Origin of the sequence: Synechococcus sp. NB0720_010 (assembly GCF_023078835.1) — a bacterium.
GTDB lineage: Bacteria > Cyanobacteriota > Cyanobacteriia > PCC-6307 > Cyanobiaceae > Vulcanococcus.
The window spans coordinates 547,528-573,449 of sequence record NZ_CP090898.1; the positions used below are offsets into that span (position 1 = coordinate 547,528).

The 25,922-nt window shown below is 57.2% G+C and carries 9 protein-coding genes; 2 read left to right on the top strand and 7 right to left on the bottom strand.

Going from position 1 to position 25,922, the window contains the following annotated elements; translation table 11 throughout:
• Nucleotides 1-52: 52 nt before the first annotated feature.
• From LY254_RS03025 to dapB, 3 genes are all read right to left on the bottom strand, one after another.
• Nucleotides 53-307, bottom strand: a complete 255-nt coding sequence (locus tag LY254_RS03025) for a hypothetical protein (protein WP_010317569.1) — start codon at nucleotides 305-307, stop codon at nucleotides 53-55.
• Between the two features lie 74 nt (nucleotides 308-381).
• On the bottom strand, nucleotides 382-1,029 hold the full coding sequence (locus tag LY254_RS03030; protein WP_247478816.1) for a hypothetical protein: 648 nt from the start codon (nucleotides 1,027-1,029) through the stop codon (nucleotides 382-384).
• A gap of 26 nt (nucleotides 1,030-1,055) precedes the next feature.
• Nucleotides 1,056-1,910 carry a 4-hydroxy-tetrahydrodipicolinate reductase gene (gene dapB, locus LY254_RS03035; protein WP_247478818.1) on the bottom strand — a complete coding sequence of 285 codons (855 nt, stop codon included), beginning with the start codon at nucleotides 1,908-1,910 and terminating at the stop codon, nucleotides 1,056-1,058.
• Nucleotides 1,911-2,066: 156 nt separating this feature from the next.
• Here dapB and LY254_RS03040 point away from each other — a divergent pair, with 156 nt between their 5' ends.
• Both LY254_RS03040 and LY254_RS03045 read left to right on the top strand, forming a co-directional pair.
• A complete protein-coding gene (locus LY254_RS03040) occupies nucleotides 2,067-6,068 on the top strand; it encodes a magnesium chelatase subunit H (RefSeq protein ID WP_247478820.1) in 4,002 nt (1,333 codons plus the stop codon).
• Between the two features lie 89 nt (nucleotides 6,069-6,157).
• Nucleotides 6,158-6,430 carry a Nif11-like leader peptide family natural product precursor gene (locus tag LY254_RS03045; RefSeq protein WP_247478829.1) on the top strand — a complete coding sequence of 91 codons (273 nt, stop codon included), beginning with the start codon at nucleotides 6,158-6,160 and terminating at the stop codon, nucleotides 6,428-6,430.
• Between the two features lie 7 nt (nucleotides 6,431-6,437).
• Here LY254_RS03045 and LY254_RS03050 read toward each other — a convergent pair whose 3' ends face one another.
• The 4 genes from LY254_RS03050 to LY254_RS03065 form a co-directional block, all read right to left on the bottom strand.
• Nucleotides 6,438-20,267 carry a DUF5801 repeats-in-toxin domain-containing protein gene (locus tag LY254_RS03050; RefSeq protein WP_247478831.1) on the bottom strand — a complete coding sequence of 4,610 codons (13,830 nt, stop codon included), beginning with the start codon at nucleotides 20,265-20,267 and terminating at the stop codon, nucleotides 6,438-6,440.
• 191 nt (nucleotides 20,268-20,458) lie between these two features.
• Nucleotides 20,459-21,856: an HlyD family type I secretion periplasmic adaptor subunit gene (locus LY254_RS03055; RefSeq protein ID WP_247478832.1), complete on the bottom strand. Its 1,398-nt coding sequence runs from the start codon at nucleotides 21,854-21,856 to the stop codon at nucleotides 20,459-20,461.
• 35 nt (nucleotides 21,857-21,891) lie between these two features.
• Nucleotides 21,892-24,036, bottom strand: a complete 2,145-nt coding sequence (locus LY254_RS03060; RefSeq protein ID WP_247478836.1) for an ATP-binding cassette domain-containing protein — start codon at nucleotides 24,034-24,036, stop codon at nucleotides 21,892-21,894.
• The gene (locus LY254_RS03065) at nucleotides 24,033-25,766 is read right to left on the bottom strand and encodes an ABC transporter transmembrane domain-containing protein (RefSeq protein ID WP_247478837.1); all 1,734 of its coding nucleotides are present in this window, start codon (nucleotides 25,764-25,766) and stop codon (nucleotides 24,033-24,035) included. Before LY254_RS03065 ends, LY254_RS03060 begins: the two co-directional genes overlap by 4 nt.
• Nucleotides 25,767-25,922: the final 156 nt, after the last annotated feature.

Below are 25,922 nucleotides of genomic sequence, written 5' to 3' on the forward strand. Positions count from 1 at the left end.
AACCGCAGCACGATTCTGTGCTGCGGCCTCGTTGAGATGAATTAGGGAGCGATCAGCCCAGACCCAGCAGACCGTGGGTGAAGGACTCACCACCGAGGGCAATCTCAGTAGCCAGCAGGGCGATAAAGCCGAGCATGGCCATACGGCCGTTCAGCTTCTCGGCGCGGTCATGGAAACCCCAGCCGCTCTCGACGTCCACCACTTCCATGCGGGGCTCGGTGGCGAAGGCGTTCAGACGACCGCCGTCCTCTTCGGTCACGGTGGCGCCGCGGATCACTGCGGGGGCGGAAGGATTGGCCTGGGTCATTGCGCTTCTCATCTGGACGTAACAGAACTGTAACGCAATATTGCGCGATGTAACAAGCCCCCGTTTGCCTGGCCTCAGCGCAGGCGCATCAGGCAGAGCTCCTCAAAGGCCGGACGCAGCAGAAAGGGGTACTCACCAACCCAAAGCTTCAGTTGGGGCAGCCAGGCATCACTGAGGGCACCCACCCGAGAAAAGTCCTTGCGCTCACTCAGCACCAGACAACGAACGACCGCGCCACGGCGAATCTGCTTGTGCTTTTTGTCGTAGGGGAAGCGGATGCTGCCGAGGTAACCGTCCTCGTCCTCCAGCTCCAGGCAGAGCCAGGTGCGGCGGTTCTCAACGGTTTCCAGGCGCCCTTGCTTGTCGGTGGTCTCCTGGCGACCCTCCACCAATTCCTTGGTGTACAGGTCAGCCACCTCCCCCTCGAAGATGGCGGCAGCTGGGTAGCGGCGGAGCGTCGCGTTCTTGCGGCTGGCCTCAACGATCGGCCCCCACAGCACATAGAGAAGGAAGATGAACCCCACCAACAGCAGGATCGGTGAGGCCTGGCTGTTGATGGCCACTCCTTGGCTGATCAACAGGCTGATCACCCCGCCGATCACCGAGATAAAGACCCGCTGCAGCAGCTTCTGGGGACTGCCACTGCAGAAGTTGAACTGAGGGCCAGTGGCCACCGCGGGGATCAGACGCGGCAGCTCACCGGGGCGAAGCGGGATGAGCATGGCGTCAGTGTCTGCTGCTGGAGGGATTAGAGCAAGCGCTCCAGCCCGTAAACCAGGCCATCGAGCTGCCGGACCTTGCGGGCCGTCAGCAGGACGCCGGGCATGTAGGCCGACCGATCGATCGTGTCGTGGCGCAACGTATAGGTCTCGCCGGCCGCGCCAAACATCACCTCTTGATGGGCCACAAGGCCGGGTAGACGGATGGAGTGCAGCCGCAGGCCACTCTCCCGCTGACCGCCCCGGCAACCGGAGAGTGTTTCGTGCTCTTCCACCTGAAGCGGGTTGAAGCTCTTGCCGAGCTCCTCCATGAGCTCGGCGGTCTTGATGCAGGTGCCGCTCGGCGCATCAGCCTTGCGGTTGTGGTGCAGCTCGGTGAGCTCCGCAAAGTCATAGAAGCGGGCTGCCGCAGCTGCGGCCTGCTGCAGCAGCACCATGCCCACAGAAAAGTTGGGGATGACGGCACCGCCGACGGAGGCCTTGGCGGCGAATTGGGCCAGCTCGCCCAGCTGCTCAGGGCTGAGGCCCGTGGTGCCAATCACGGGATGGACGCCGTAGGCGATGGCGGCACGGGTGTGCTCGTAAACCACCGAAGGGTGCGTGAAATCCACCAAAACCGCCCCCTGACCCGGCCCGTCATTGCGGACGGCCTGACTCGCTTGGCAGAGGGTTCCTTCGAAATCAGAGGTGATCGCGACCTCCAGTTCACCGAGGCCGAGCTCCAGACCCACATCGGCCCCTTCCTTGCCTGGGGTGGTGTCCACCGCACCCACCAATTGGCAGTCGGGCGCCGCCACGACGGTCTTGATCACCTCCGCTCCCATCCGGCCCAAGGCGCCGGCCACCACAACGGAGATGGGCTTGCTGGCGGCAGCCTGGGTCATGGGGGAGCGCAAGACGATCGCCCGAGCCTATGTCGCCCCTTAACACGAGTCGCAGAGTCCAGAGAACCCCCCGAGACTCCTGTTACAGGAGGGAAGAACCCTCGCGCAGACAGCGCACTCCTTCGTAGGCTTCTTCACAATGCTCAATCAGCGCGAATGTTCACGCAGGTCCGCTCCGCCTCCCGCCGCGTCAGCCCTGCGGAGGTGAACGGACGTGCCGTGATGAAGGCCGTCTACGTGGTGCTGGAGCCGCAGTACCAAAACGCGCTGACCCAGGCCGCCACCTCCCTGAACGACCAGAACGGTCCCCTGGCGGTTGATCTCAGCGGCTACTTGATTGAAGAACTGCGCGATCCCCAGAACTATGCGGACTTCTGCGCGGACATCGCTGAAGCCGACGTTTTCATCGCCTCGCTGATCTTCATTGAGGATCTCGCCCAGAAGGTCGTCGATGCCGTCGCACCGCACCGCGACCGGCTCAAGGCGGCTGTGGTCTTCCCCTCCATGCCGGAGGTGATGCGCCTGAACAAGCTGGGCAGCTTCTCCATGGCCCAGCTTGGCCAGAGCAAGTCGGCCATCGCCGGCTTCATGAAAAAGCGCAAGGAGGCCGGCGGCGCTGGCTTCCAGGACGCGATGTTGAAGCTGCTCAACACCCTCCCGACGGTGTTGAAGTACCTGCCGGTGGAGAAGGCCCAGGACGCCCGCTCCTTCATGCTCAGCTTCCAGTACTGGCTGGGCGGAACCCCGGACAATCTCCGGAACTTCCTGTTGATGCTGGCGGACAAGTACGTCTTCCCCCGCAGCAGCGACAACCGCCCCGAGATCCAGGTGGCCGACCCCGAGGTCTTCCCCGATCTGGGCATCTGGCACCCCCTGGCCCCCTCGATGTTCGAGGACCTCAAGGAGTACCTCAACTGGAATGCCAGCCGCCAGGACCTGAGCGAGAAAGCGCGCAAGGGCCCCGTCATTGGCCTGGTGCTGCAACGCAGCCACATCGTCACCGGTGATGAGGCCCACTACGTGGCGGTCATCCAGGAGATGGAGTACCGCGGCGCGACGGTCATCCCCGTCTTCTGCGGCGGCCTGGACTTCACCAAACCGGTCAACGCCTTCTTCTATGACCCACTGAATCCCGACCAGCCTCTGGTGGACGGCGTGGTCTCCCTGACCGGTTTCGCCCTGGTGGGCGGCCCGGCCCGTCAGGACCACCCCAAGGCCATTGAGGTGCTCAAGAAGCTCAATCGCCCCTACATGGTGGCGCTGCCTTTGGTCTTCCAAACCACCCAGGAGTGGGAAGAGAGCGACCTGGGTCTGCACCCGGTTCAGGTGGCCCTGCAGATCGCCATCCCCGAACTCGATGGCGCGATCGAGCCGATCGTGCTCTCCGGCCGCGACGACGCCACCGGCAAGGCCCACACCCTGCAGGACCGGGTGGATGCCATCGCTGAGCGGGCCATCCGTTGGGCTTCCCTGCGGGTCAAGCCGCGCCCTGAGAAGAAGCTGGCGATCACTGTCTTCAGCTTCCCCCCCGACAAGGGCAACGTCGGCACGGCGGCCTACCTCGATGTCTTCGGCTCCATCCACCGCGTGATGGAGGAGATGCGCGCGAAGGGCTACGACGTCAGTGGCCTGCCCCGCACCTCCAAGGAGTTGATGGAAGCGGTGCTCCAGGACCCCGAGGCCCTCGAGGGTGCACCGGAGCTGGCCATCGCCCACCGCATGAGCGTCGAGGAGTACGAGCGCCTCACCCCCTATTCCGAACGGCTGGAGGAGAACTGGGGCAAGCCCCCCGGCAACCTCAACAGCGACGGCACCAACCTCCTGATCTTTGGTCGCCACTTCGGCAACGTCTTTGTCGGCGTTCAGCCCACCTTTGGCTACGAAGGTGATCCGATGCGGCTGCTCTACTCCCGTAGTGCCAGCCCCCACCACGGCTTTGCCGCTTACTACACCTATCTCGAAAAGGTCTGGGGCGCCGACGCCGTCCTGCACTTCGGCACCCACGGCTCCCTGGAGTTCATGCCCGGAAAGCAGATGGGCATGAGCGAGACCTGTTACCCCGACTCGCTGATCGGCGCCCTGCCGAACCTCTACTACTACGCCGCCAACAACCCCTCGGAAGCCACCATCGCCAAACGGCGCGGCTACGCCGAGACCATCTCCTACCTGACCCCCCCTGCGGAGAACGCCGGCCTCTACAAGGGCCTCAAGGAGCTGGGTGAACTGGTGGGCTCCTACCAGCAGCTACGCGAAAGCTCCCGGGGTATCCAAATCGTCAACGCCGTTGTTGAGACCGCCCGTCAGTGCAACCTCGACAAGGACGTCGAGCTGCCCGAGGTGGATGCCTCTGAGCTGGACCTCGACGGACGCGATGGCGTGGTTGGCGCGGTCTACCGCCAGCTGATGGAGATCGAGAGCCGTCTGCTGCCCTGCGGTCTGCACACCATCGGCAAGCCCCCCACCGCCGAAGAAGCGATCGCCACCTTGGTGAACATCGCTGCACTGGAGCGCGAGGAAGAGGGCATTCGCTCCCTGCCTGGCCTGCTGGCCGAGAGCAAGGGCCGCACGATCGCCGAGGTCTACCAGGGCAACGACGACGGTGTGCTCGCCGATGTGGAGCTCAACCGCGTCATCACCGAGACCTCCCGTGCCGCCATCGGCGCCATGGTCAAGGCCGTGACCGGCAGCGACGGGCGAGTCACCCTGCGCCGCAACTTCGACTGGTTCTTCAACCTGCTGGAGCAATTCGGCTTCAAGCTCCCCAGCCCTTGGCTGAGTGCCTGCCGCAGCGCCGGATTCCCCGACGTAGACCAGGCCGAACTCGAGACCCTGTTCAAGTACCTGCAGTTCTGCCTCGAGCAGGTCTGCGCCGACCTTGAAATGGAGAGCCTGCTGAAGGCCCTCGACGGCGAGTACGTCCTGCCAGGACCCGGCGGCGATCCGATCCGCAACCCCAATGTGCTGCCCAGCGGCAAGAACCTGCACGCCCTCGACCCCCAGGCCATTCCCACCCGGGCAGCCGTCGCGGCAGCCAAGGTGGTCGTGGATCGCCTGATCGAGCGCCAGAAGGAAGAGCAAGGCACCTGGCCCGAAACCATCGCCTGCGTGCTCTGGGGCACCGACAACATCAAGACCTACGGCGAGTCCCTGGCCCAGATCCTCTGGTTCATTGGTGCCCGTCCTGTGCCCGATTCCCTGGGCCGGGTGAACAAGCTGGAGCTGATTCCGCTGGAAGACCTGGGCCGTCCCCGCGTCGATGTGGTGGTGAACTGCAGTGGCGTCTTCCGCGACCTGTTCATCAACCAAATGGCCTTGATTGACCAGGGCGTGAAGATGGCAGCCGAGGCCGATGAGCCCCTGGAGATGAACTTCGTGCGCAAGCACGCCCAGGAGCAAGCGGAAAAAGAAGGCATCTCCCTGCGGGATGCGGCCACCCGGGTGTTCTCGAATGCCAGCGGCAGCTACAGCTCCAACGTCAACCTGGCGGTTGAGAACAGCACCTGGGAAGAGGAGAACGAGCTGCAGGAGATGTACCTCTCCCGTAAGACCTTCGCCTTCAACGCCGACAACCCCGGCGAGATGAACCAGAAGCGTGAAGTGTTCGAGTCGGTGATGAAGACCGCCGATGTCACCTTCCAGAATCTGGATTCAGCGGAGATCTCCCTGACCGATGTCAGCCACTACTTCGATAGTGACCCCACCAAGCTGATCCAAGGCCTGCGGGACGACGGCAAGGCTCCCTCGAGCTACATCGCCGACACCACCACCGCCAATGCCCAGGTCCGCTCCTTGAGCGAGACGATCCGCCTGGATTCGCGCACGAAGCTGCTCAATCCCAAGTGGTACGAGGGCATGCTCGACTCCGGCTACGAGGGCGTGCGCGAGGTGGCCAAGCGCCTCAACTTCACCCTGGGCTGGAGTGCCACCAGTGGTTCCGTTGACAACTTCGTCTACGAGGAAGCCAACGAGACCTTCATTAACGATCCGGAGATGCGCAAGCGTCTGATGGATCTCAACCCCCACAGCTTCCGCCGCATCGTCGGAACGCTGCTGGAGGTGAATGGCCGGGGCTACTGGGAGACCTCCGACGAGAACATCGAGCAACTCCAGGAGATCTACCAGCAGATCGAGGACCGCATCGAAGGCGTCACCGAGTAATCCAGACGTCCAACGGATCTCTCAAAGGCTGGTGGCCTCCACCAGCCTTTTTTGTGAATACGTTGGGTGGAAAGGATAGAGGAACGAATTTGAGCTCTGCAGGCGTCATGAGTTTGAAATTCATCCTCAAGGATGATCCGCTGCTCCAAAAAGAGGTGAAGCAGTGCCAGAACCCTGCAGCAATCTGCGAGATGGCAAGAAAACTGGGGATCAAGCTGACGCAGGCTGACTTACTTCGCATCGAAGCCCAGACCACACTGTGTTTGACCGATGAAGAACTCGAACGGTGGTTTGAAACCCCATATCACGAGCGCTTCTTAATCAGCCTGGAAGTCAAGCAACTGAATTTGGCGGCGAGATAAACGGGAATCAGCCGTACTCACTGGCAACTGGAACAGGATCGAAGGGCTCTGCCATATCAGGAGGCATGAGTTCGTCAAAGGTCAGATCGAGGGCGGCGATCAGGTCAGCAGCATCGGCATTGCCCTGATCATCAATCTGGATGTCGACAGGCGAATCGGGATCGAGATCGTTGATCTGCTCAGAGAGCAAGTTGAAGACCTCCTGCTCGATCGCACCGTACTCATCAGCGGAAAGAGCATTGGCATTGAGGTAGTCGTTGACCGCAAGGTCAAGGCCACTGGCAAATTCCGATTGCGAGAGGTCCCCATTGCCGTCGAGGTCGCCGGCGCTGTGCATACTCTCGAGGTAGCTGCTCACCAAATCCTCGACGGAGCTGACCGCGGACGAGTCAACCGCGATGGGCTCCACCACAATTTCGGCCCGATCAACAGAAGCGACAGCAAAGGCCACGTCCTCCGCCAGGCCTGTGGTGCCGTCGTCATAGGTCACAGTCATCTGGCCATAAACCTGAACGTCGCCATCGGCGGCTGCATAGGAAGCGCTATCGGCGTCGTACTCCAGGGCAATGGATTCGATGCCCCAGTGATCAAGGCCGTAGAACTCGCCCTCTTGCTGAATACCGTCGATGTTCAGGTCCTGCCAAACACCGAAATACTCCCAGGCATCATCACTGGCATCCAAGAAGCCGTCACCAGTGCTGTCGAAGTAAGCGGCAAGAGCCTGCATATCACTCAGGACAGCAGGATCATCACCCCACATCGTGAAGACAAATTCCTTGGGCTCTGCGATTAAGCCATCTGCGTTGTAGTCGTAAACGAGCAGGCCGTCTGCTGGGGTAACCCAAGCAGCCAACTGGAAGATGCCTAAGGAGAAAGGTTCAGCGCTGGACTCAAGATGCAGATACTCAACCGTCGAATCTCGGTTGAGGTCAAGAACAACAGGGCCAACGGAGACGTCCAGCTCGTCGGACGTACCATCGGTGCCTTCCAGGACAACCGTTAGGGTCTCTGTAGCAGTGTCACCATCAGAGTCGATAGGCACGATATTGACAGCGAAGGTGAGACCATCGGCATTCTGCTCATAAGAGTTAAATGCTGCATTAGTCAGATTGAGCCCGCCCTTTTCACCGATGTATTGAATATCCACTTCTCTATAGAGGAGGGAGTAGTCAGTCACTGTGTGGCCTGCGCCTGTCACGATCACGGGAGGTGGGTCACCCGGATCAGGGTTGATGGCAACAAGACCGGTATCGCCAATAGTGATTGTGGCACCCTCAAGAAGGCCAGAAACAATCCAGAAGCCTACAGATCCATCAGAATAGAACACCTCAACGGCAAGCCTGGTCGAGGAAATACCGCCGGTATACTTAGAGGTTTGAAACTCGAAGTCAGTGACAAACTCTGACGTAGGCGGATCAACAAGTCCATAGTCCGAGAAATAGCTAAAGACAATAGACTCTCCAGGATTAATGTTTTGATTCCCTCCAACAGCCCAGCCATTGGAACTGTTGTTAACATGACCGCTACCAGTAACGACCAAATCCAGGCCCGCGGAGTTGATATCGATATACTCATAAACAGGCTGGGGACCGCCAGCAGCAGGCGTCAAAGAGTCAACGTCAACCAGAACCTTCTCAGTAGGCAACGAATAGACCTCGATTGAATCAGGCCCGTCCGCATCCAAATAAACAGAAGAAACCAACGAGGGTGCTATTCCATTGTCGTAGTAGACATCAAAGGAGAAATCGTAGTCGCCTTCGTAGATGATGTTGGAGACAGAGAAAGCGGTTGATGTGCCACTAGTCAAAGAAACATCAATTGAAGCAGCGGACAAAAGGGGCGATACAAGATCAGCACCATAACTCCAGTCATAAAATTGATATCCGTCCCATAGAACAGGAGTCGAAGAGCTGTTGTATGGTGCAGTCAAGGTGACAGTACCAACAGGATTTGGCAAAGGTCCGTCATCTCCAAACTTGACGTTCCCTCCTAAATCCAACGTCGCACTCGATCCGCTCGATACATCTCCTTCCGAATCACTCGTCGCTGACACACTCGCTCTCAGCTCCACAAGATCATTCGCAAGCACTGCTAGATCTTCGATATACGCTCCGTCATACGTATCCATCTGGCTGTGGTCGATCGCCATCGACTGCGTCAGCGTCACTACTCCGCTCGTGCTATTCACCTCAATCGTGAACGCCGTATTCCCTGCTGTAATGCCACCTTCTGTCGTCGAGGTCGATCCCGTGATCACTCCTCCTTCCTCATACAGACGGATCGCAACACCTCCACTCTCCAATCCAGATGCAGAGCCCTCCGGATAGGCACTGTCCAGGCTCAGCTCATAACTCACACTGCTTCCCACTCCAGCTCCGTCCGCTCCGTAATCACTCAGATTCCCGGTCGTAAACGCTCCCGAATAATCAACACTCGCAATCAACGCACTCGCATTCGTGTCGCCAGCTCCCTGATCGCCGACGAAATTGCCATCGCTTAAGCCGCCGTCAAACGTCAGCAGCACTGGCTCCGTTCCGCTCACAGTCACACTTGGATTACCTGGTCCGTCATCTCCAAACTTGACGTTCCCTCCTAAATCCAACGTCGCACTCGATCCGCTCGATACATCTCCTTCCGAATCACTCGTCGCTGACACACTCGCTCTCAGCTCCACAAGATCATTCGCAAGCACTGCTAGATCTTCGATATACGCTCCGTCATACGTATCCATCTGGCTGTGGTCGATCGCCATCGACTGCGTCAGCGTCACTACTCCGCTCGTGCTATTCACCTCAATCGTGAACGCCGTATTCCCTGCTGTAATGCCACCTTCTGTCGTCGAGGTCGATCCCGTGATCACTCCTCCTTCCTCATACAGACGGATCGCAACACCTCCACTCTCCAATCCAGATGCAGAGCCCTCCGGATAGGCACTGTCCAGGCTCAGCTCATAACTCACACTGCTTCCCACTCCAGCTCCGTCCGCTCCGTAATCACTCAGATTCCCGGTCGTAAACGCTCCCGAATAATCAACACTCGCAATCAACGCACTCGCATTCGTGTCGCCAGCTCCCTGATCGCCGACGAAATTGCCATCGCTTAAGCCGCCGTCAAACGTCAGCAGCACTGGCTCCGTTCCGCTCACAGTCACACTTGGATTACCTGGTCCGTCATCTCCAAACTTGACGTTCCCTCCTAAATCCAACGTCGCACTCGATCCGCTCGATACATCTCCTTCCGAATCACTCGTCGCTGACACACTCGCTCTCAGCTCCACAAGATCATTCGCAAGCACTGCTAGATCTTCGATATACGCTCCGTCATACGTATCCATCTGGCTGTGGTCGATCGCCATCGACTGCGTCAGCGTCACTACTCCGCTCGTGCTATTCACCTCAATCGTGAACGCCGTATTCCCTGCTGTAATGCCACCTTCTGTCGTCGAGGTCGATCCCGTGATCACTCCTCCTTCCTCATACAGACGGATCGCAACACCTCCACTCTCCAATCCAGATGCAGAGCCCTCCGGATAGGCACTGTCCAGGCTCAGCTCATAACTCACACTGCTTCCCACTCCAGCTCCGTCCGCTCCGTAATCACTCAGATTCCCGGTCGTAAACGCTCCCGAATAATCAACACTCGCAATCAACGCACTCGCATTCGTGTCGCCAGCTCCCTGATCGCCGACGAAATTGCCATCGCTTAAGCCGCCGTCAAACGTCAGCAGCACTGGCTCCGTTCCGCTCACAGTCACACTTGGATTACCTGGTCCGTCATCTCCAAACTTGACGTTCCCTCCTAAATCCAACGTCGCACTCGATCCGCTCGATACATCTCCTTCCGAATCACTCGTCGCTGACACACTCGCTCTCAGCTCCACAAGATCATTCGCAAGCACTGCTAGATCTTCGATATACGCTCCGTCATACGTATCCATCTGGCTGTGGTCGATCGCCATCGACTGCGTCAGCGTCACTACTCCGCTCGTGCTATTCACCTCAATCGTGAACGCCGTATTCCCTGCTGTAATGCCACCTTCTGTCGTCGAGGTCGATCCCGTGATCACTCCTCCTTCCTCATACAGACGGATCGCAACACCTCCACTCTCCAATCCAGATGCAGAGCCCTCCGGATAGGCACTGTCCAGGCTCAGCTCATAACTCACACTGCTTCCCACTCCAGCTCCGTCCGCTCCGTAATCACTCAGATTCCCGGTCGTAAACGCTCCCGAATAATCAACACTCGCAATCAACGCACTCGCATTCGTGTCGCCAGCTCCCTGATCGCCGACGAAATTGCCATCGCTTAAGCCGCCGTCAAACGTCAGCAGCACTGGCTCCGTTCCGCTCACAGTCACACTTGGATTACCTGGTCCGTCATCTCCAAACTTGACGTTCCCTCCTAAATCCAACGTCGCACTCGATCCGCTCGATACATCTCCTTCCGAATCACTCGTCGCTGACACACTCGCTCTCAGCTCCACAAGATCATTCGCAAGCACTGCTAGATCTTCGATATACGCTCCGTCATACGTATCCATCTGGCTGTGGTCGATCGCCATCGACTGCGTCAGCGTCACTACTCCGCTCGTGCTATTCACCTCAATCGTGAACGCCGTATTCCCTGCTGTAATGCCACCTTCTGTCGTCGAGGTCGATCCCGTGATCACTCCTCCTTCCTCATACAGACGGATCGCAACACCTCCACTCTCCAATCCAGATGCAGAGCCCTCCGGATAGGCACTGTCCAGGCTCAGCTCATAACTCACACTGCTTCCCACTCCAGCTCCGTCCGCTCCGTAATCACTCAGATTCCCGGTCGTAAACGCTCCCGAATAATCAACACTCGCAATCAACGCACTCGCATTCGTGTCGCCAGCTCCCTGATCGCCGACGAAATTGCCATCGCTTAAGCCGCCGTCAAACGTCAGCAGCACTGGCTCCGTTCCGCTCACAGTCACACTTGGATTACCTGGTCCGTCATCTCCAAACTTGACGTTCCCTCCTAAATCCAACGTCGCACTCGATCCGCTCGATACATCTCCTTCCGAATCACTCGTCGCTGACACACTCGCTCTCAGCTCCACAAGATCATTCGCAAGCACTGCTAGATCTTCGATATACGCTCCGTCATACGTATCCATCTGGCTGTGGTCGATCGCCATCGACTGCGTCAGCGTCACTACTCCGCTCGTGCTATTCACCTCAATCGTGAACGCCGTATTCCCTGCTGTAATGCCACCTTCTGTCGTCGAGGTCGATCCCGTGATCACTCCTCCTTCCTCATACAGACGGATCGCAACACCTCCACTCTCCAATCCAGATGCAGAGCCCTCCGGATAGGCACTGTCCAGGCTCAGCTCATAACTCACACTGCTTCCCACTCCAGCTCCGTCCGCTCCGTAATCACTCAGATTCCCGGTCGTAAACGCTCCCGAATAATCAACACTCGCAATCAACGCACTCGCATTCGTGTCGCCAGCTCCCTGATCGCCGACGAAATTGCCATCGCTTAAGCCGCCGTCAAACGTCAGCAGCACTGGCTCCGTTCCGCTCACAGTCACACTTGGATTACCTGGTCCGTCATCTCCAAACTTGACGTTCCCTCCTAAATCCAACGTCGCACTCGATCCGCTCGATACATCTCCTTCCGAATCACTCGTCGCTGACACACTCGCTCTCAGCTCCACAAGATCATTCGCAAGCACTGCTAGATCTTCGATATACGCTCCGTCATACGTATCCATCTGGCTGTGGTCGATCGCCATCGACTGCGTCAGCGTCACTACTCCGCTCGTGCTATTCACCTCAATCGTGAACGCCGTATTCCCTGCTGTAATGCCACCTTCTGTCGTCGAGGTCGATCCCGTGATCACTCCTCCTTCCTCATACAGACGGATCGCAACACCTCCACTCTCCAATCCAGATGCAGAGCCCTCCGGATAGGCACTGTCCAGGCTCAGCTCATAACTCACACTGCTTCCCACTCCAGCTCCGTCCGCTCCGTAATCACTCAGATTCCCGGTCGTAAACGCTCCCGAATAATCAACACTCGCAATCAACGCACTCGCATTCGTGTCGCCAGCTCCCTGATCGCCGACGAAATTGCCATCGCTTAAGCCGCCGTCAAACGTCAGCAGCACTGGCTCCGTTCCGCTCACAGTCACACTTGGATTACCTGGTCCGTCATCTCCAAACTTGACGTTCCCTCCTAAATCCAACGTCGCACTCGATCCGCTCGATACATCTCCTTCCGAATCACTCGTCGCTGACACACTCGCTCTCAGCTCCACAAGATCATTCGCAAGCACTGCTAGATCTTCGATATACGCTCCGTCATACGTATCCATCTGGCTGTGGTCGATCGCCATCGACTGCGTCAGCGTCACTACTCCGCTCGTGCTATTCACCTCAATCGTGAACGCCGTATTCCCTGCTGTAATGCCACCTTCTGTCGTCGAGGTCGATCCCGTGATCACTCCTCCTTCCTCATACAGACGGATCGCAACACCTCCACTCTCCAATCCAGATGCAGAGCCCTCCGGATAGGCACTGTCCAGGCTCAGCTCATAACTCACACTGCTTCCCACTCCAGCTCCGTCCGCTCCGTAATCACTCAGATTCCCGGTCGTAAACGCTCCCGAATAATCAACACTCGCAATCAACGCACTCGCATTCGTGTCGCCAGCTCCCTGATCGCCGACGAAATTGCCATCGCTTAAGCCGCCGTCAAACGTCAGCAGCACTGGCTCCGTTCCGCTCACAGTCACACTTGGATTACCTGGTCCGTCATCTCCAAACTTGACGTTCCCTCCTAAATCCAACGTCGCACTCGATCCGCTCGATACATCTCCTTCCGAATCACTCGTCGCTGACACACTCGCTCTCAGCTCCACAAGATCATTCGCAAGCACTGCTAGATCTTCGATATACGCTCCGTCATACGTATCCATCTGGCTGTGGTCGATCGCCATCGACTGCGTCAGCGTCACTACTCCGCTCGTGCTATTCACCTCAATCGTGAACGCCGTATTCCCTGCTGTAATGCCACCTTCTGTCGTCGAGGTCGATCCCGTGATCACTCCTCCTTCCTCATACAGACGGATCGCAACACCTCCACTCTCCAATCCAGATGCAGAGCCCTCCGGATAGGCACTGTCCAGGCTCAGCTCATAACTCACACTGCTTCCCACTCCAGCTCCGTCCGCTCCGTAATCACTCAGATTCCCGGTCGTAAACGCTCCCGAATAATCAACACTCGCAATCAACGCACTCGCATTCGTGTCGCCAGCTCCCTGATCGCCGACGAAATTGCCATCGCTTAAGCCGCCGTCAAACGTCAGCAGCACTGGCTCCGTTCCGCTCACAGTCACACTTGGATTACCTGGTCCGTCATCTCCAAACTTGACGTTCCCTCCTAAATCCAACGTCGCACTCGATCCGCTCGATACATCTCCTTCCGAATCACTCGTCGCTGACACACTCGCTCTCAGCTCCACAAGATCATTCGCAAGCACTGCTAGATCTTCGATATACGCTCCGTCATACGTATCCATCTGGCTGTGGTCGATCGCCATCGACTGCGTCAGCGTCACTACTCCGCTCGTGCTATTCACCTCAATCGTGAACGCCGTATTCCCTGCTGTAATGCCACCTTCTGTCGTCGAGGTCGATCCCGTGATCACTCCTCCTTCCTCATACAGACGGATCGCAACACCTCCACTCTCCAATCCAGATGCAGAGCCCTCCGGATAGGCACTGTCCAGGCTCAGCTCATAACTCACACTGCTTCCCACTCCAGCTCCGTCCGCTCCGTAATCACTCAGATTCCCGGTCGTAAACGCTCCCGAATAATCAACACTCGCAATCAACGCACTCGCATTCGTGTCGCCAGCTCCCTGATCGCCGACGAAATTGCCATCGCTTAAGCCGCCGTCAAACGTCAGCAGCACTGGCTCCGTTCCGCTCACAGTCACACTTGGATTACCTGGTCCGTCATCTCCAAACTTGACGTTCCCTCCTAAATCCAACGTCGCACTCGATCCGCTCGATACATCTCCTTCCGAATCACTCGTCGCTGACACACTCGCTCTCAGCTCCACAAGATCATTCGCAAGCACTGCTAGATCTTCGATATACGCTCCGTCATACGTATCCATCTGGCTGTGGTCGATCGCCATCGACTGCGTCAGCGTCACTACTCCGCTCGTGCTATTCACCTCAATCGTGAACGCCGTATTCCCTGCTGTAATGCCACCTTCTGTCGTCGAGGTCGATCCCGTGATCACTCCTCCTTCCTCATACAGACGGATCGCAACACCTCCACTCTCCAATCCAGATGCAGAGCCCTCCGGATAGGCACTGTCCAGGCTCAGCTCATAACTCACACTGCTTCCCACTCCAGCTCCGTCCGCTCCGTAATCACTCAGATTCCCGGTCGTAAACGCTCCCGAATAATCAACACTCGCAATCAACGCACTCGCATTCGTGTCGCCAGCTCCCTGATCGCCGACGAAATTGCCATCGCTTAAGCCGCCGTCAAACGTCAGCAGCACTGGCTCCGTTCCGCTCACAGTCACACTTGGATTACCTGGTCCGTCATCTCCAAACTTGACGTTCCCTCCTAAATCCAACGTCGCACTCGATCCGCTCGATACATCTCCTTCCGAATCACTCGTCGCTGACACACTCGCTCTCAGCTCCACAAGATCATTCGCAAGCACTGCTAGATCTTCGATATACGCTCCGTCATACGTATCCATCTGGCTGTGGTCGATCGCCATCGACTGCGTCAGCGTCACTACTCCGCTCGTGCTATTCACCTCAATCGTGAACGCCGTATTCCCTGCTGTAATGCCACCTTCTGTCGTCGAGGTCGATCCCGTGATCACTCCTCCTTCCTCATACAGACGGATCGCAACACCTCCACTCTCCAATCCAGATGCAGAGCCCTCCGGATAGGCACTGTCCAGGCTCAGCTCATAACTCACACTGCTTCCCACTCCAGCTCCGTCCGCTCCGTAATCACTCAGATTCCCGGTCGTAAACGCTCCCGAATAATCAACACTCGCAATCAACGCACTCGCATTCGTGTCGCCAGCTCCCTGATCGCCGACGAAATTGCCATCGCTTAAGCCGCCGTCAAACGTCAGCAGCACTGGCTCCGTTCCGCTCACAGTCACACTTGGATTACCTGGTCCGTCATCTCCAAACTTGACGTTCCCTCCTAAATCCAACGTCGCACTCGATCCGCTCGATACATCTCCTTCCGAATCACTCGTCGCTGACACACTCGCTCTCAGCTCCACAAGATCATTCGCAAGCACTGCTAGATCTTCGATATACGCTCCGTCATACGTATCCATCTGGCTGTGGTCGATCGCCATCGACTGCGTCAGCGTCACTACTCCGCTCGTGCTATTCACCTCAATCGTGAACGCCGTATTCCCTGCTGTAATGCCACCTTCTGTCGTCGAGGTCGATCCCGTGATCACTCCTCCTTCCTCATACAGACGGATCGCAACACCTCCACTCTCCAATCCAGATGCAGAGCCCTCCGGATAGGCACTGTCCAGGCTCAGCTCATAACTCACACTGCTTCCCACTCCAGCTCCGTCCGCTCCGTAATCACTCAGATTCCCGGTCGTAAACGCTCCCGAATAATCAACACTCGCAATCAACGCACTCGCATTCGTGTCGCCAGCTCCCTGATCGCCGACGAAATTGCCATCGCTTAAGCCGCCGTCAAACGTCAGCAGCACTGGCTCCGTTCCGCTCACAGTCACACTTGGATTACCTGGTCCGTCATCTCCAAACTTGACGTTCCCTCCTAAATCCAACGTCGCACTCGATCCGCTCGATACATCTCCTTCCGAATCACTCGTCGCTGACACACTCGCTCTCAGCTCCACAAGATCATTCGCAAGCACTGCTAGATCTTCGATATACGCTCCGTCATACGTATCCATCTGGCTGTGGTCGATCGCCATCGACTGCGTCAGCGTCACTACTCCGCTCGTGCTATTCACCTCAATCGTGAACGCCGTATTCCCTGCTGTAATGCCACCTTCTGTCGTCGAGGTCGATCCCGTGATCACTCCTCCTTCCTCATACAGACGGATCGCAACACCTCCACTCTCCAATCCAGATGCAGAGCCCTCCGGATAGGCACTGTCCAGGCTCAGCTCATAACTCACACTGCTTCCCACTCCAGCTCCGTCCGCTCCGTAATCACTCAGATTCCCGGTCGTAAACGCTCCCGAATAATCAACACTCGCAATCAACGCACTCGCATTCGTGTCGCCAGCTCCCTGATCGCCGACGAAATTGCCATCGCTTAAGCCGCCGTCAAACGTCAGCAGCACTGGCTCCGTTCCGCTCACAGTCACACTTGGATTACCTGGTCCGTCATCTCCAAACTTGACGTTCCCTCCTAAATCCAACGTCGCACTCGATCCGCTCGATACATCTCCTTCCGAATCACTCGTCGCTGACACACTCGCTCTCAGCTCCACAAGATCATTCGCAAGCACTGCTAGATCTTCGATATACGCTCCGTCATACGTATCCATCTGGCTGTGGTCGATCGCCATCGACTGCGTCAGCGTCACTACTCCGCTCGTGCTATTCACCTCAATCGTGAACGCCGTATTCCCTGCTGTAATGCCACCTTCTGTCGTCGAGGTCGATCCCGTGATCACTCCTCCTTCCTCATACAGACGGATCGCAACACCTCCACTCTCCAATCCAGATGCAGAGCCCTCCGGATAGGCACTGTCCAGGCTCAGCTCATAACTCACACTGCTTCCCACTCCAGCTCCGTCCGCTCCGTAATCACTCAGATTCCCGGTCGTAAACGCTCCCGAATAATCAACACTCGCAATCAACGCACTCGCATTCGTGTCGCCAGCTCCCTGATCGCCGACGAAATTGCCATCGCTTAAGCCGCCGTCAAACGTCAGCAGCACTGGCTCCGTTCCGCTCACAGTCACACTTGGATTACCTGGTCCGTCATCTCCAAACTTGACGTTCCCTCCTAAATCCAACGTCGCACTCGATCCGCTCGATACATCTCCTTCCGAATCACTCGTCGCTGACACACTCGCTCTCAGCTCCACAAGATCATTCGCAAGCACTGCTAGATCTTCGATATACGCTCCGTCATACGTATCCATCTGGCTGTGGTCGATCGCCATCGACTGCGTCAGCGTCACTACTCCGCTCGTGCTATTCACCTCAATCGTGAACGCCGTATTCCCTGCTGTAATGCCACCTTCTGTCGTCGAGGTCGATCCCGTGATCACTCCTCCTTCCTCATACAGACGGATCGCAACACCTCCACTCTCCAATCCAGATGCAGAGCCCTCCGGATAGGCACTGTCCAGGCTCAGCTCATAACTCACACTGCTTCCCACTCCAGCTCCGTCCGCTCCGTAATCACTCAGATTCCCGGTCGTAAACGCTCCCGAATAATCAACACTCGCAATCAACGCACTCGCATTCGTGTCGCCAGCTCCCTGATCGCCGACGAAATTGCCATCGCTTAAGCCGCCGTCAAACGTCAGCAGCACTGGCTCCGTTCCGCTCACAGTCACACTTGGATTACCTGGTCCGTCATCTCCAAACTTGACGTTCCCTCCTAAATCCAACGTCGCACTCGATCCGCTCGATACATCTCCTTCCGAATCACTCGTCGCTGACACACTCGCTCTCAGCTCCACAAGATCATTCGCAAGCACTGCTAGATCTTCGATATACGCTCCGTCATACGTATCCATCTGGCTGTGGTCGATCGCCATCGACTGCGTCAGCGTCACTACTCCGCTCGTGCTATTCACCTCAATCGTGAACGCCGTATTCCCTGCTGTAATGCCACCTTCTGTCGTCGAGGTCGATCCCGTGATCACTCCTCCTTCCTCATACAGACGGATCGCAACACCTCCACTCTCCAATCCAGATGCAGAGCCCTCCGGATAGGCACTGTCCAGGCTCAGCTCATAACTCACACTGCTTCCCACTCCAGCTCCGTCCGCTCCGTAATCACTCAGATTCCCGGTCGTAAACGCTCCCGAATAATCAACACTCGCAATCAACGCACTCGCATTCGTGTCGCCAGCTCCCTGATCGCCGACGAAATTGCCATCGCTTAAGCCGCCGTCAAACGTCAGCAGCACTGGCTCCGTTCCGCTCACAGTCACACTTGGATTACCTGGTCCGTCATCTCCAAACTTGACGTTCCCTCCTAAATCCAACGTCGCACTCGATCCGCTCGATACATCTCCTTCCGAATCACTCGTCGCTGACACACTCGCTCTCAGCTCCACAAGATCATTCGCAAGCACTGCTAGATCTTCGATATACGCTCCGTCATACGTATCCATCTGGCTGTGGTCGATCGCCATCGACTGCGTCAGCGTCACTACTCCGCTCGTGCTATTCACCTCAATCGTGAACGCCGTATTCCCTGCTGTAATGCCACCTTCTGTCGTCGAGGTCGATCCCGTGATCACTCCTCCTTCCTCATACAGACGGATCGCAACACCTCCACTCTCCAATCCAGATGCAGAGCCCTCCGGATAGGCACTGTCCAGGCTCAGCTCATAACTCACACTGCTTCCCACTCCAGCTCCGTCCGCTCCGTAATCACTCAGATTCCCGGTCGTAAACGCTCCCGAATAATCAACACTCGCAATCAACGCACTCGCATTCGTGTCGCCAGCTCCCTGATCGCCGACGAAATTGCCATCGCTTAAGCCGCCGTCAAACGTCAGCAGCACTGGCTCCGTTCCGCTCACAGTCACACTTGGATTACCTGGTCCGTCATCTCCAAACTTGACGTTCCCTCCTAAATCAATGGATGCCGTAGCGGATCGAACAATTCCCGATCCATAGTCATCGGTAACACTGACCAGGAGTTCCACTTGGCCATTAGCCAACAACGCCAAGTCCTCGATATAGGCTCCGTCATAGATATCCGTCTGGCTATGGTCGATCGGCTGCGACTGCGTCAGCATCAACACACCGCTGCTGCTACTGATCTCAATCGTGAATGTCGTATTACCCGCATTCACTCCACCTTCCGTCAATGACGTCGAACCCGTAATCACACCTCCTATCTCATAAAGACGGATCGGCACTCCAGCACTCGTCAATCCAGATGGTGATCCTTCCGTATACGCACCATCCAATCCAAGCGCATAGACAATTGTTCGTGTAGCACCAGGTCCTGGCGCCGTAATCGTGAAATTGGCGGCAAAATCAACACTGGCAACAACTGGACTGGCATTCGTATCACCAGCTCCCTGATCGCCGACGAAATTGCCGTCGCTTAAGCCGCCGTCAAACGTCAGCGCTTCACCCAAGTCAGAAGCATCGATGGTCGGCGGATTGGGATCAACTGGAGGATCGAGTGGAGGATCGGATGATGGAGCCGCCTCAACCGCATCGGCGGCAGCAGCTAAAGGCTGAAACGGTGTCGCTGCAACCCCCGTCGGTGGCTGACCAGGCGGCTGCTGCGGGACTAATGCCGGTTGGGACTCCTCAGTGGTGGTCGTGAGGAACAACGGGATGCCCCCACTGCTGCCCTGCGGTGCATACTGCGGACCAGGGATCGTGGGCTTGGCCACAACCTCTGGCGGTGGCGGCTGGTCCACCGTTTCCGGAATCCCTTCGTAGGGAATGTTCTGAAACGCCTCGGCCCCGCCTGGCAGAACAAACTCACCGTGTGGATCGGGCACCTTCCGGTCCTGGACATTGCCCGCCATGTCCCGATCGGTTTCTGCCGCCTGCGCGTCGCCACCGGGATTGAGAGCAAAACCGAGTCCTTCTTCTGCTGGCATCGATCCCTACGCCGAAGCGCACATCTATTGCCAAGGTATTGACGTCGGTTGCCGCCGGAAGGGAAAGCAGTAGCGCAGGTGGTTAAGAATCAAGGCGAATCTAAAGGAGATGAAAAGAGGACTGCCAGATCCCGCATGTAGGGCGGGATCTGAAGGAAGATGATCAAACGAGACAAGCAGAAGAGAGGTCTTTAGCGACTCTCCCGTAGTGCTGAATCCATCGTCCGAGTGAACGGCTGGAAGAGATAACGCAGGACGCTGCGGCGTTGCCCCTGGATATCCGCAACCAGAGGCATCCCCGCTTGAATCGGAAATGTCTTGCGGCGCTGATCCACAAACTGCCGGTCCAGCTCCACCCGTGCCAGGTAGTAGTAGGCACGGGTATCCGGATCTTGCACCGTGGTGCCTGCCAAACTCAGCACCTTGCCGGGCACAGAGCCATAAATGGTGGAATCAAACGGCTGGAGCTTCACGTCCACCCGCTGCCCCACCTTCACAAAGCCAATGTCTTTGGATGGCACCCGCACCTCCACCAACTTCTTACTGCCAGTCGGAACGACCTGCAGAACCACAGCACCTGGACCCACCACAGCACCCGGGGCCTTGTAGCGCAGGTCGCTGATCACCCCACTGACCGGGGCCGTGACCTTGGTGCGCTCGAGCTGGTTGCGCACTTTTTTGATGTTTTCTGCCACCACAGCCTCTTCGCTCACCAACTCTGCGATTTGTGAGTTGTTCTCGAAATGCAGGCCGGATTCCACGCCCTTCAGGTTGGCTTGGGCCTGGCTCAAGGCCTTGCGCGCTTCATTCCGCGCCCCCTTCATCTCCGCCAGCTGCGTCTTGGTATGGAGCAACTGCAACCTTGAGGCCCCGCCGGACTCCTGAAGCGACGCCCACATCGCAACCTGCTGGGTTTGGAGATTGATCTGCTCGTTCAACCCCTCGACTTCCGCCTGCTTCTGCTGCACCGTGGCCCGAGCAGCGGCCAGCTGATCAGCTCGATTGGCAAGGCGGCTGGTCAACAGCTGTTGCTGGGCAGCACTGACCTTGTTGCCCTGCTCGATCCCCTGGAGATCGCCAACCGAGAGGGTTGCGTCACCACGAATCGCCGCCTGTAGTTGCTTTTGCTGCAGCAACAGGTTCTTGAGCTTCTGCTCAGCTGCGTCATATTCGCTGCCCACCAACTTGGGGCTGAGCTCCAGCAACACCTGTCCCTCTTTGACCTCCTGGCCATCGCGGACATCCACCTTGGAGACAATCCCTCCCTCCAAGTGCTGGACCACATTCACCGCTCCCTCTGGCACGACCTCACCGGAAGCCTGAACGACCTGAGTCAACGGAGTCAGGGCCGCCCAGGGGACAAACAAAGCTGCTGCACCACCGAGGAAGTACAAGGACAGGCGCAGGTGACGGTTGTCCGGCTTTTGCTCGAGATCAAGGGCCTGGGATAAGCGCTGATGTCCAACCAACGCCGCCACGTCGGATTGATCCAAACCAGGAAGCTTGGCGAACCAGCCGGCAGAGGGGGGGGAGGATGCGCCCTCATCCTTGCTTGGCTCAGGGTTGGCGTTGACAGAGGAGGAAGTCATGGCATGAAGAGAAAATGGTGAACGGTGGATTGGATCTAGGGCCTGTTTTGAAGCCGTTGGCGTAACTCCTCGGGAGTGCCCTGGAAGGTGGTCACCCCTTTGTCGAGAATGCAGAGCTGATCGACCTTCTCAAGTAACAAGCGGTTGTCGGTGGCGATGACAACACTGCGCGGGTGGCCGCTGAAGAACGACACCCGAAAAGAGGGAAGGGCCTCGAGAAAGATTTGGAATTGATCCGGAGATAACCCCTGACTGAGGTCGTCGATCAACAGGATTGGGGTGTCTTTAATCAGGGCCTGCGCCAGGGAGAACAAACGCAATACCCCATGGGGCAGCTGATAAACAAATGCCTCATCCAGGGAGGTGTCGAGCCCGTCAGGCAATGATTCCAGATAGTCCAAGATCCCGATGCGTTCGCAAATCGAGCGCACGTGGGGTGGCGTCACGTCGGGATTCATCGCCATCAGGTTGGAGAGCACCGTCCCAGGCAGCAGCTCTGAGCGCTCCATCACGAAAGCGATGTTGCTTTGAATCAGATCAGGACTGAACTGGCGATAGTCAACACCGTCAAAGAGCAATGAGCCATTGGAGAGCGGATACAGCTGATCAATCACCCGCAACACCGCACTTTTGCCGCAACCGGCTTTCCCCGTCAGAGCCAGGATTTGGCCGGGTTCCACCGAGAGGGAGACCCGCGTCAAAGCCAAACTGCTGTCACGACCCAATCGACAGGTGCCGGAATCCAAGAGGACCGAGCCATAGAGCCGATGATGCGGTGATTCAGCCGCCATCCGGGTGGATTGACGAAGCTTGAAAAACTGATCCAGTTGAGCGAACTGCTTGCGCATCGAACTCAAACGCAACATCGCGTTCATCAACTGCTGGAAGGGTGTAAAGACCCTCCAGACGAAGAACATTGCGGCAATCAGAGTGCCCATGGCAGCGGCACCCTCTTCGCTGTTCGAAGCGAGCCAAACGCCAAACGCCAGAGTCAACACCCCGGCCAGCTGAGAGGCGGTACTGACAACCACCTGCAGGCGCCCCAATTGGCGGTTGATCGTCAGTGCGCTACTGGTGCTCTGAGCCGAGAGACCACGCAAACGCTGCAGCCAGACCCACTCCAAACTGGATTGCTTCACCTCCAAAAAGCGGCTCACCAACTCCTGCTGCGCCTGAGCAATTCCGATTTCACTGGAGAGGCTGAGATCAGCAGCGACGCCGTAATAACGAGACATCACCAGGACCAAGATGGCGGTGATGCCCATCAAGACCAAGGGGATCAAGACCAAGGGGCCTGCGATCAGTGCAATCGCACCCAGATAGAGCAGGACAAAGGGAAAGTCCAGCAGGGCCAGGGCAAGTGGTCCTTGCAAATAGACCAATAGCGCATCGAGGTTGCGCTGCCGATTGCGGTAGCTGCGAGTCCCTAAGGTTTCAGTCTGGTTGGAGTCCAGTCCGATCGTCTTCTCAATCAGCTTCACGCCCAATAAGGCATCAAGGCGTGCCGCCAGCTGCGCCAACTGACTGCTTCTCCATTGACGTAGGGTCCAATCCAGACCAAACAACAACAAGACGCCAAGGAACAGCCAGGCTCCCGTGAAGAGGTTTTCACTGGGAATCACGACGTTATAAACGGCCCGGATGTAAAAGGGCACGACCAGTGCCAATAGAGCAAGCGCAAAGCTGATTCCATAGAGCAGCGAAATGCGGTGACGGAAGCGATACAGAACCTGCTGCACCAAGGCCACGCGATCGCTGGGAGGCGCTTCGTAAAAAACAACCAGGCTGCCGCCGACCGGCACATCTGCAAGACCAACGCGACCGTCAGGATTGGCAGCCAACAGGAGACCTTGCCCGTCCCGCGACAACACATAGGGGTGCTGCTCTGGTGTCAGATAAAGCGCAGGTAGGCCGTAACCCTGTAACTGATCCCAGCTCTGAAGACGCTCCTGGGTGCTGCCGTAGCCCAACCGCAACAGCAGGTTCCGGGCTTCCACCAGGTCCATCTGACGGGGATCAGGACCAAACAGCTCAAACAGCTGCTCTGACCGTCCCATCCACATCAACTGCTGCAACAACAGTCGCAGGCAAAAGGCCAACGGAGCTTCGGGACTGAGCGTCAGGTCGCGAATCAACTGAGCGGGACTGCTGGATTCAGAGCCATTGCGGGACAAAGTCATGACCTGGCCTCCTGCAGGGCGGATTGGAGATCAAGTTGTTGATCAGCAAGCCCGGAGAGCACCAACCCCCGACCCGCAATCAACACGGTTAAGTGGCCGTGACAGCGGTGAAGGGCCCGTGTGAGTCCATCGATAAAAGCCTTCCCGTAGGAACAATCACTGAGATCAAGAAGCAGGAGGTGAGGATTACGAGTCAGAGCCGTCACCAGGTGCGCAAGGGCTTGAGCGTCACGCGAGAGGCCCGTTGGAAGCGTTCCACCCATGGCTGTTCCATAGCCGTGGGGCAAGGCACGAACCTGGTGATCCAAGCCAGTCAGGAAGGACCAGAACAAGGCTTTTCGCCTCAGGCGACTGGGCTGAAAACAGGTGATGTTCTCCAGCAACGTCCCCTGGAAAAAAGCGCGGGATGGATCGACGTAAGCAATGTCATCCCGTAGCTCAACGCGTCGATAGGACGCGATGGGCTCACCATCCAGGGACAACTCAGGGTTAGGGCTGACCTGAATTAACTCCAGAAACAACTGCCGTACATCAACGCCAAAACGCTGGTCCCGAAGCAACACAACAGAGCCTTTCTTCGCCTCGACCAATGGAGAACCGTGCCGCGAAATGGTAAGCAGACCCCCAGATGGAAGCTGCCGGCTGCCCCCAGGACCTTCGACAGGCAAGGCCATCAGTGCGTCGTATTCATCCCTCGAAAGGCTCAAGCGGCGATAGCTGTTCCATAGCCCCATCGCTTGCTGCCAAGGGGCGAGGATCTTGCCAAGCAACAGCAGAGCAGCCGCAAGGGCACCGACGAGTAGACGATCGTTCACGACCAACAGCGCACCCCAGGTGACGCCAGCGGCAAACGTGATCTGTCCCATCAAGGAACCAAAAGCCTGGTACTGCCCAGCGAAGGTGTTGTGCAGCATCCGGTCATAGGCCTGCTCTTCTTGAAAGCGCTCACTAGCCACCAAGAACTTCGAACCGAGGCCATTGGATTTGATCAAATCCATGGCATCGACCAACTTGTCTTGATAGGTGCGGGTCTCAAGCTCGGTTTGATCCCGACGTCGTGAGAGCCGCTCGTAGTCCCGAGCGAAGGCCAGAGCGCGAAAGAGGTAGACAATGATCGCGAGAACAGCGACCACTCCAACGCTGCCAGCGATCAAGAACAAGACGACCACAAACAACAGCGAGAAAAGCAAATCAATGGCAGTGGTCAGCGCCTGCAAAGCACTCTCATCGCGCAGAAGATTGATGCTGTTCAAACGCTGCAAATGCCGACCTGGGGATAGTGCCAAGAAATCCGGCAGTCCCAACTGCAAGAAATGGGACACAGCCTCGACCCGCTTCTGATGCTCGACGCGAGCTCCATCAGCACCGGTCAACACCAGACGCACACTTTTGAGCCAGCCCCCCAAGATCATCAACAGCACAACACCCACGCTCAAGACCACCAAGCTCGACATCGAGCCAGATGGGAGGACTGAAGTGAAGACGATATTGATGTAGAGCGGGGAAGCAAGCTCGAGAATATTGATCAGCACTGAAGCCACCAAGATGGGCTTGAGCTGGTAATCCGACCACTGAACATATCGCAAGGACTGGAAGAAGCGATGGGACATCGCTTCTTCCAAGAGGTCAAGTGCAGCATTCAGCGACTGTTTGCAGCGACGAATCGATGCCGAGAGAACATGCCGGAAGCTCTTGCGCGAAAGGACCGCCTCATCAAGGCTCGAAACCATGTGCCCCCAAAATTGCCTGCCAAAAACATATGCAGCTCCAAGCCCGCTGAAGGCGCCAGGGGAACTCTTAACAAAGGGAATCGTTTCGCGTCGCTTTTCGAAATATAAGCATCAAGCAACCTTCATCAGCCGGCGACAGGATTCAATCTGATTAGT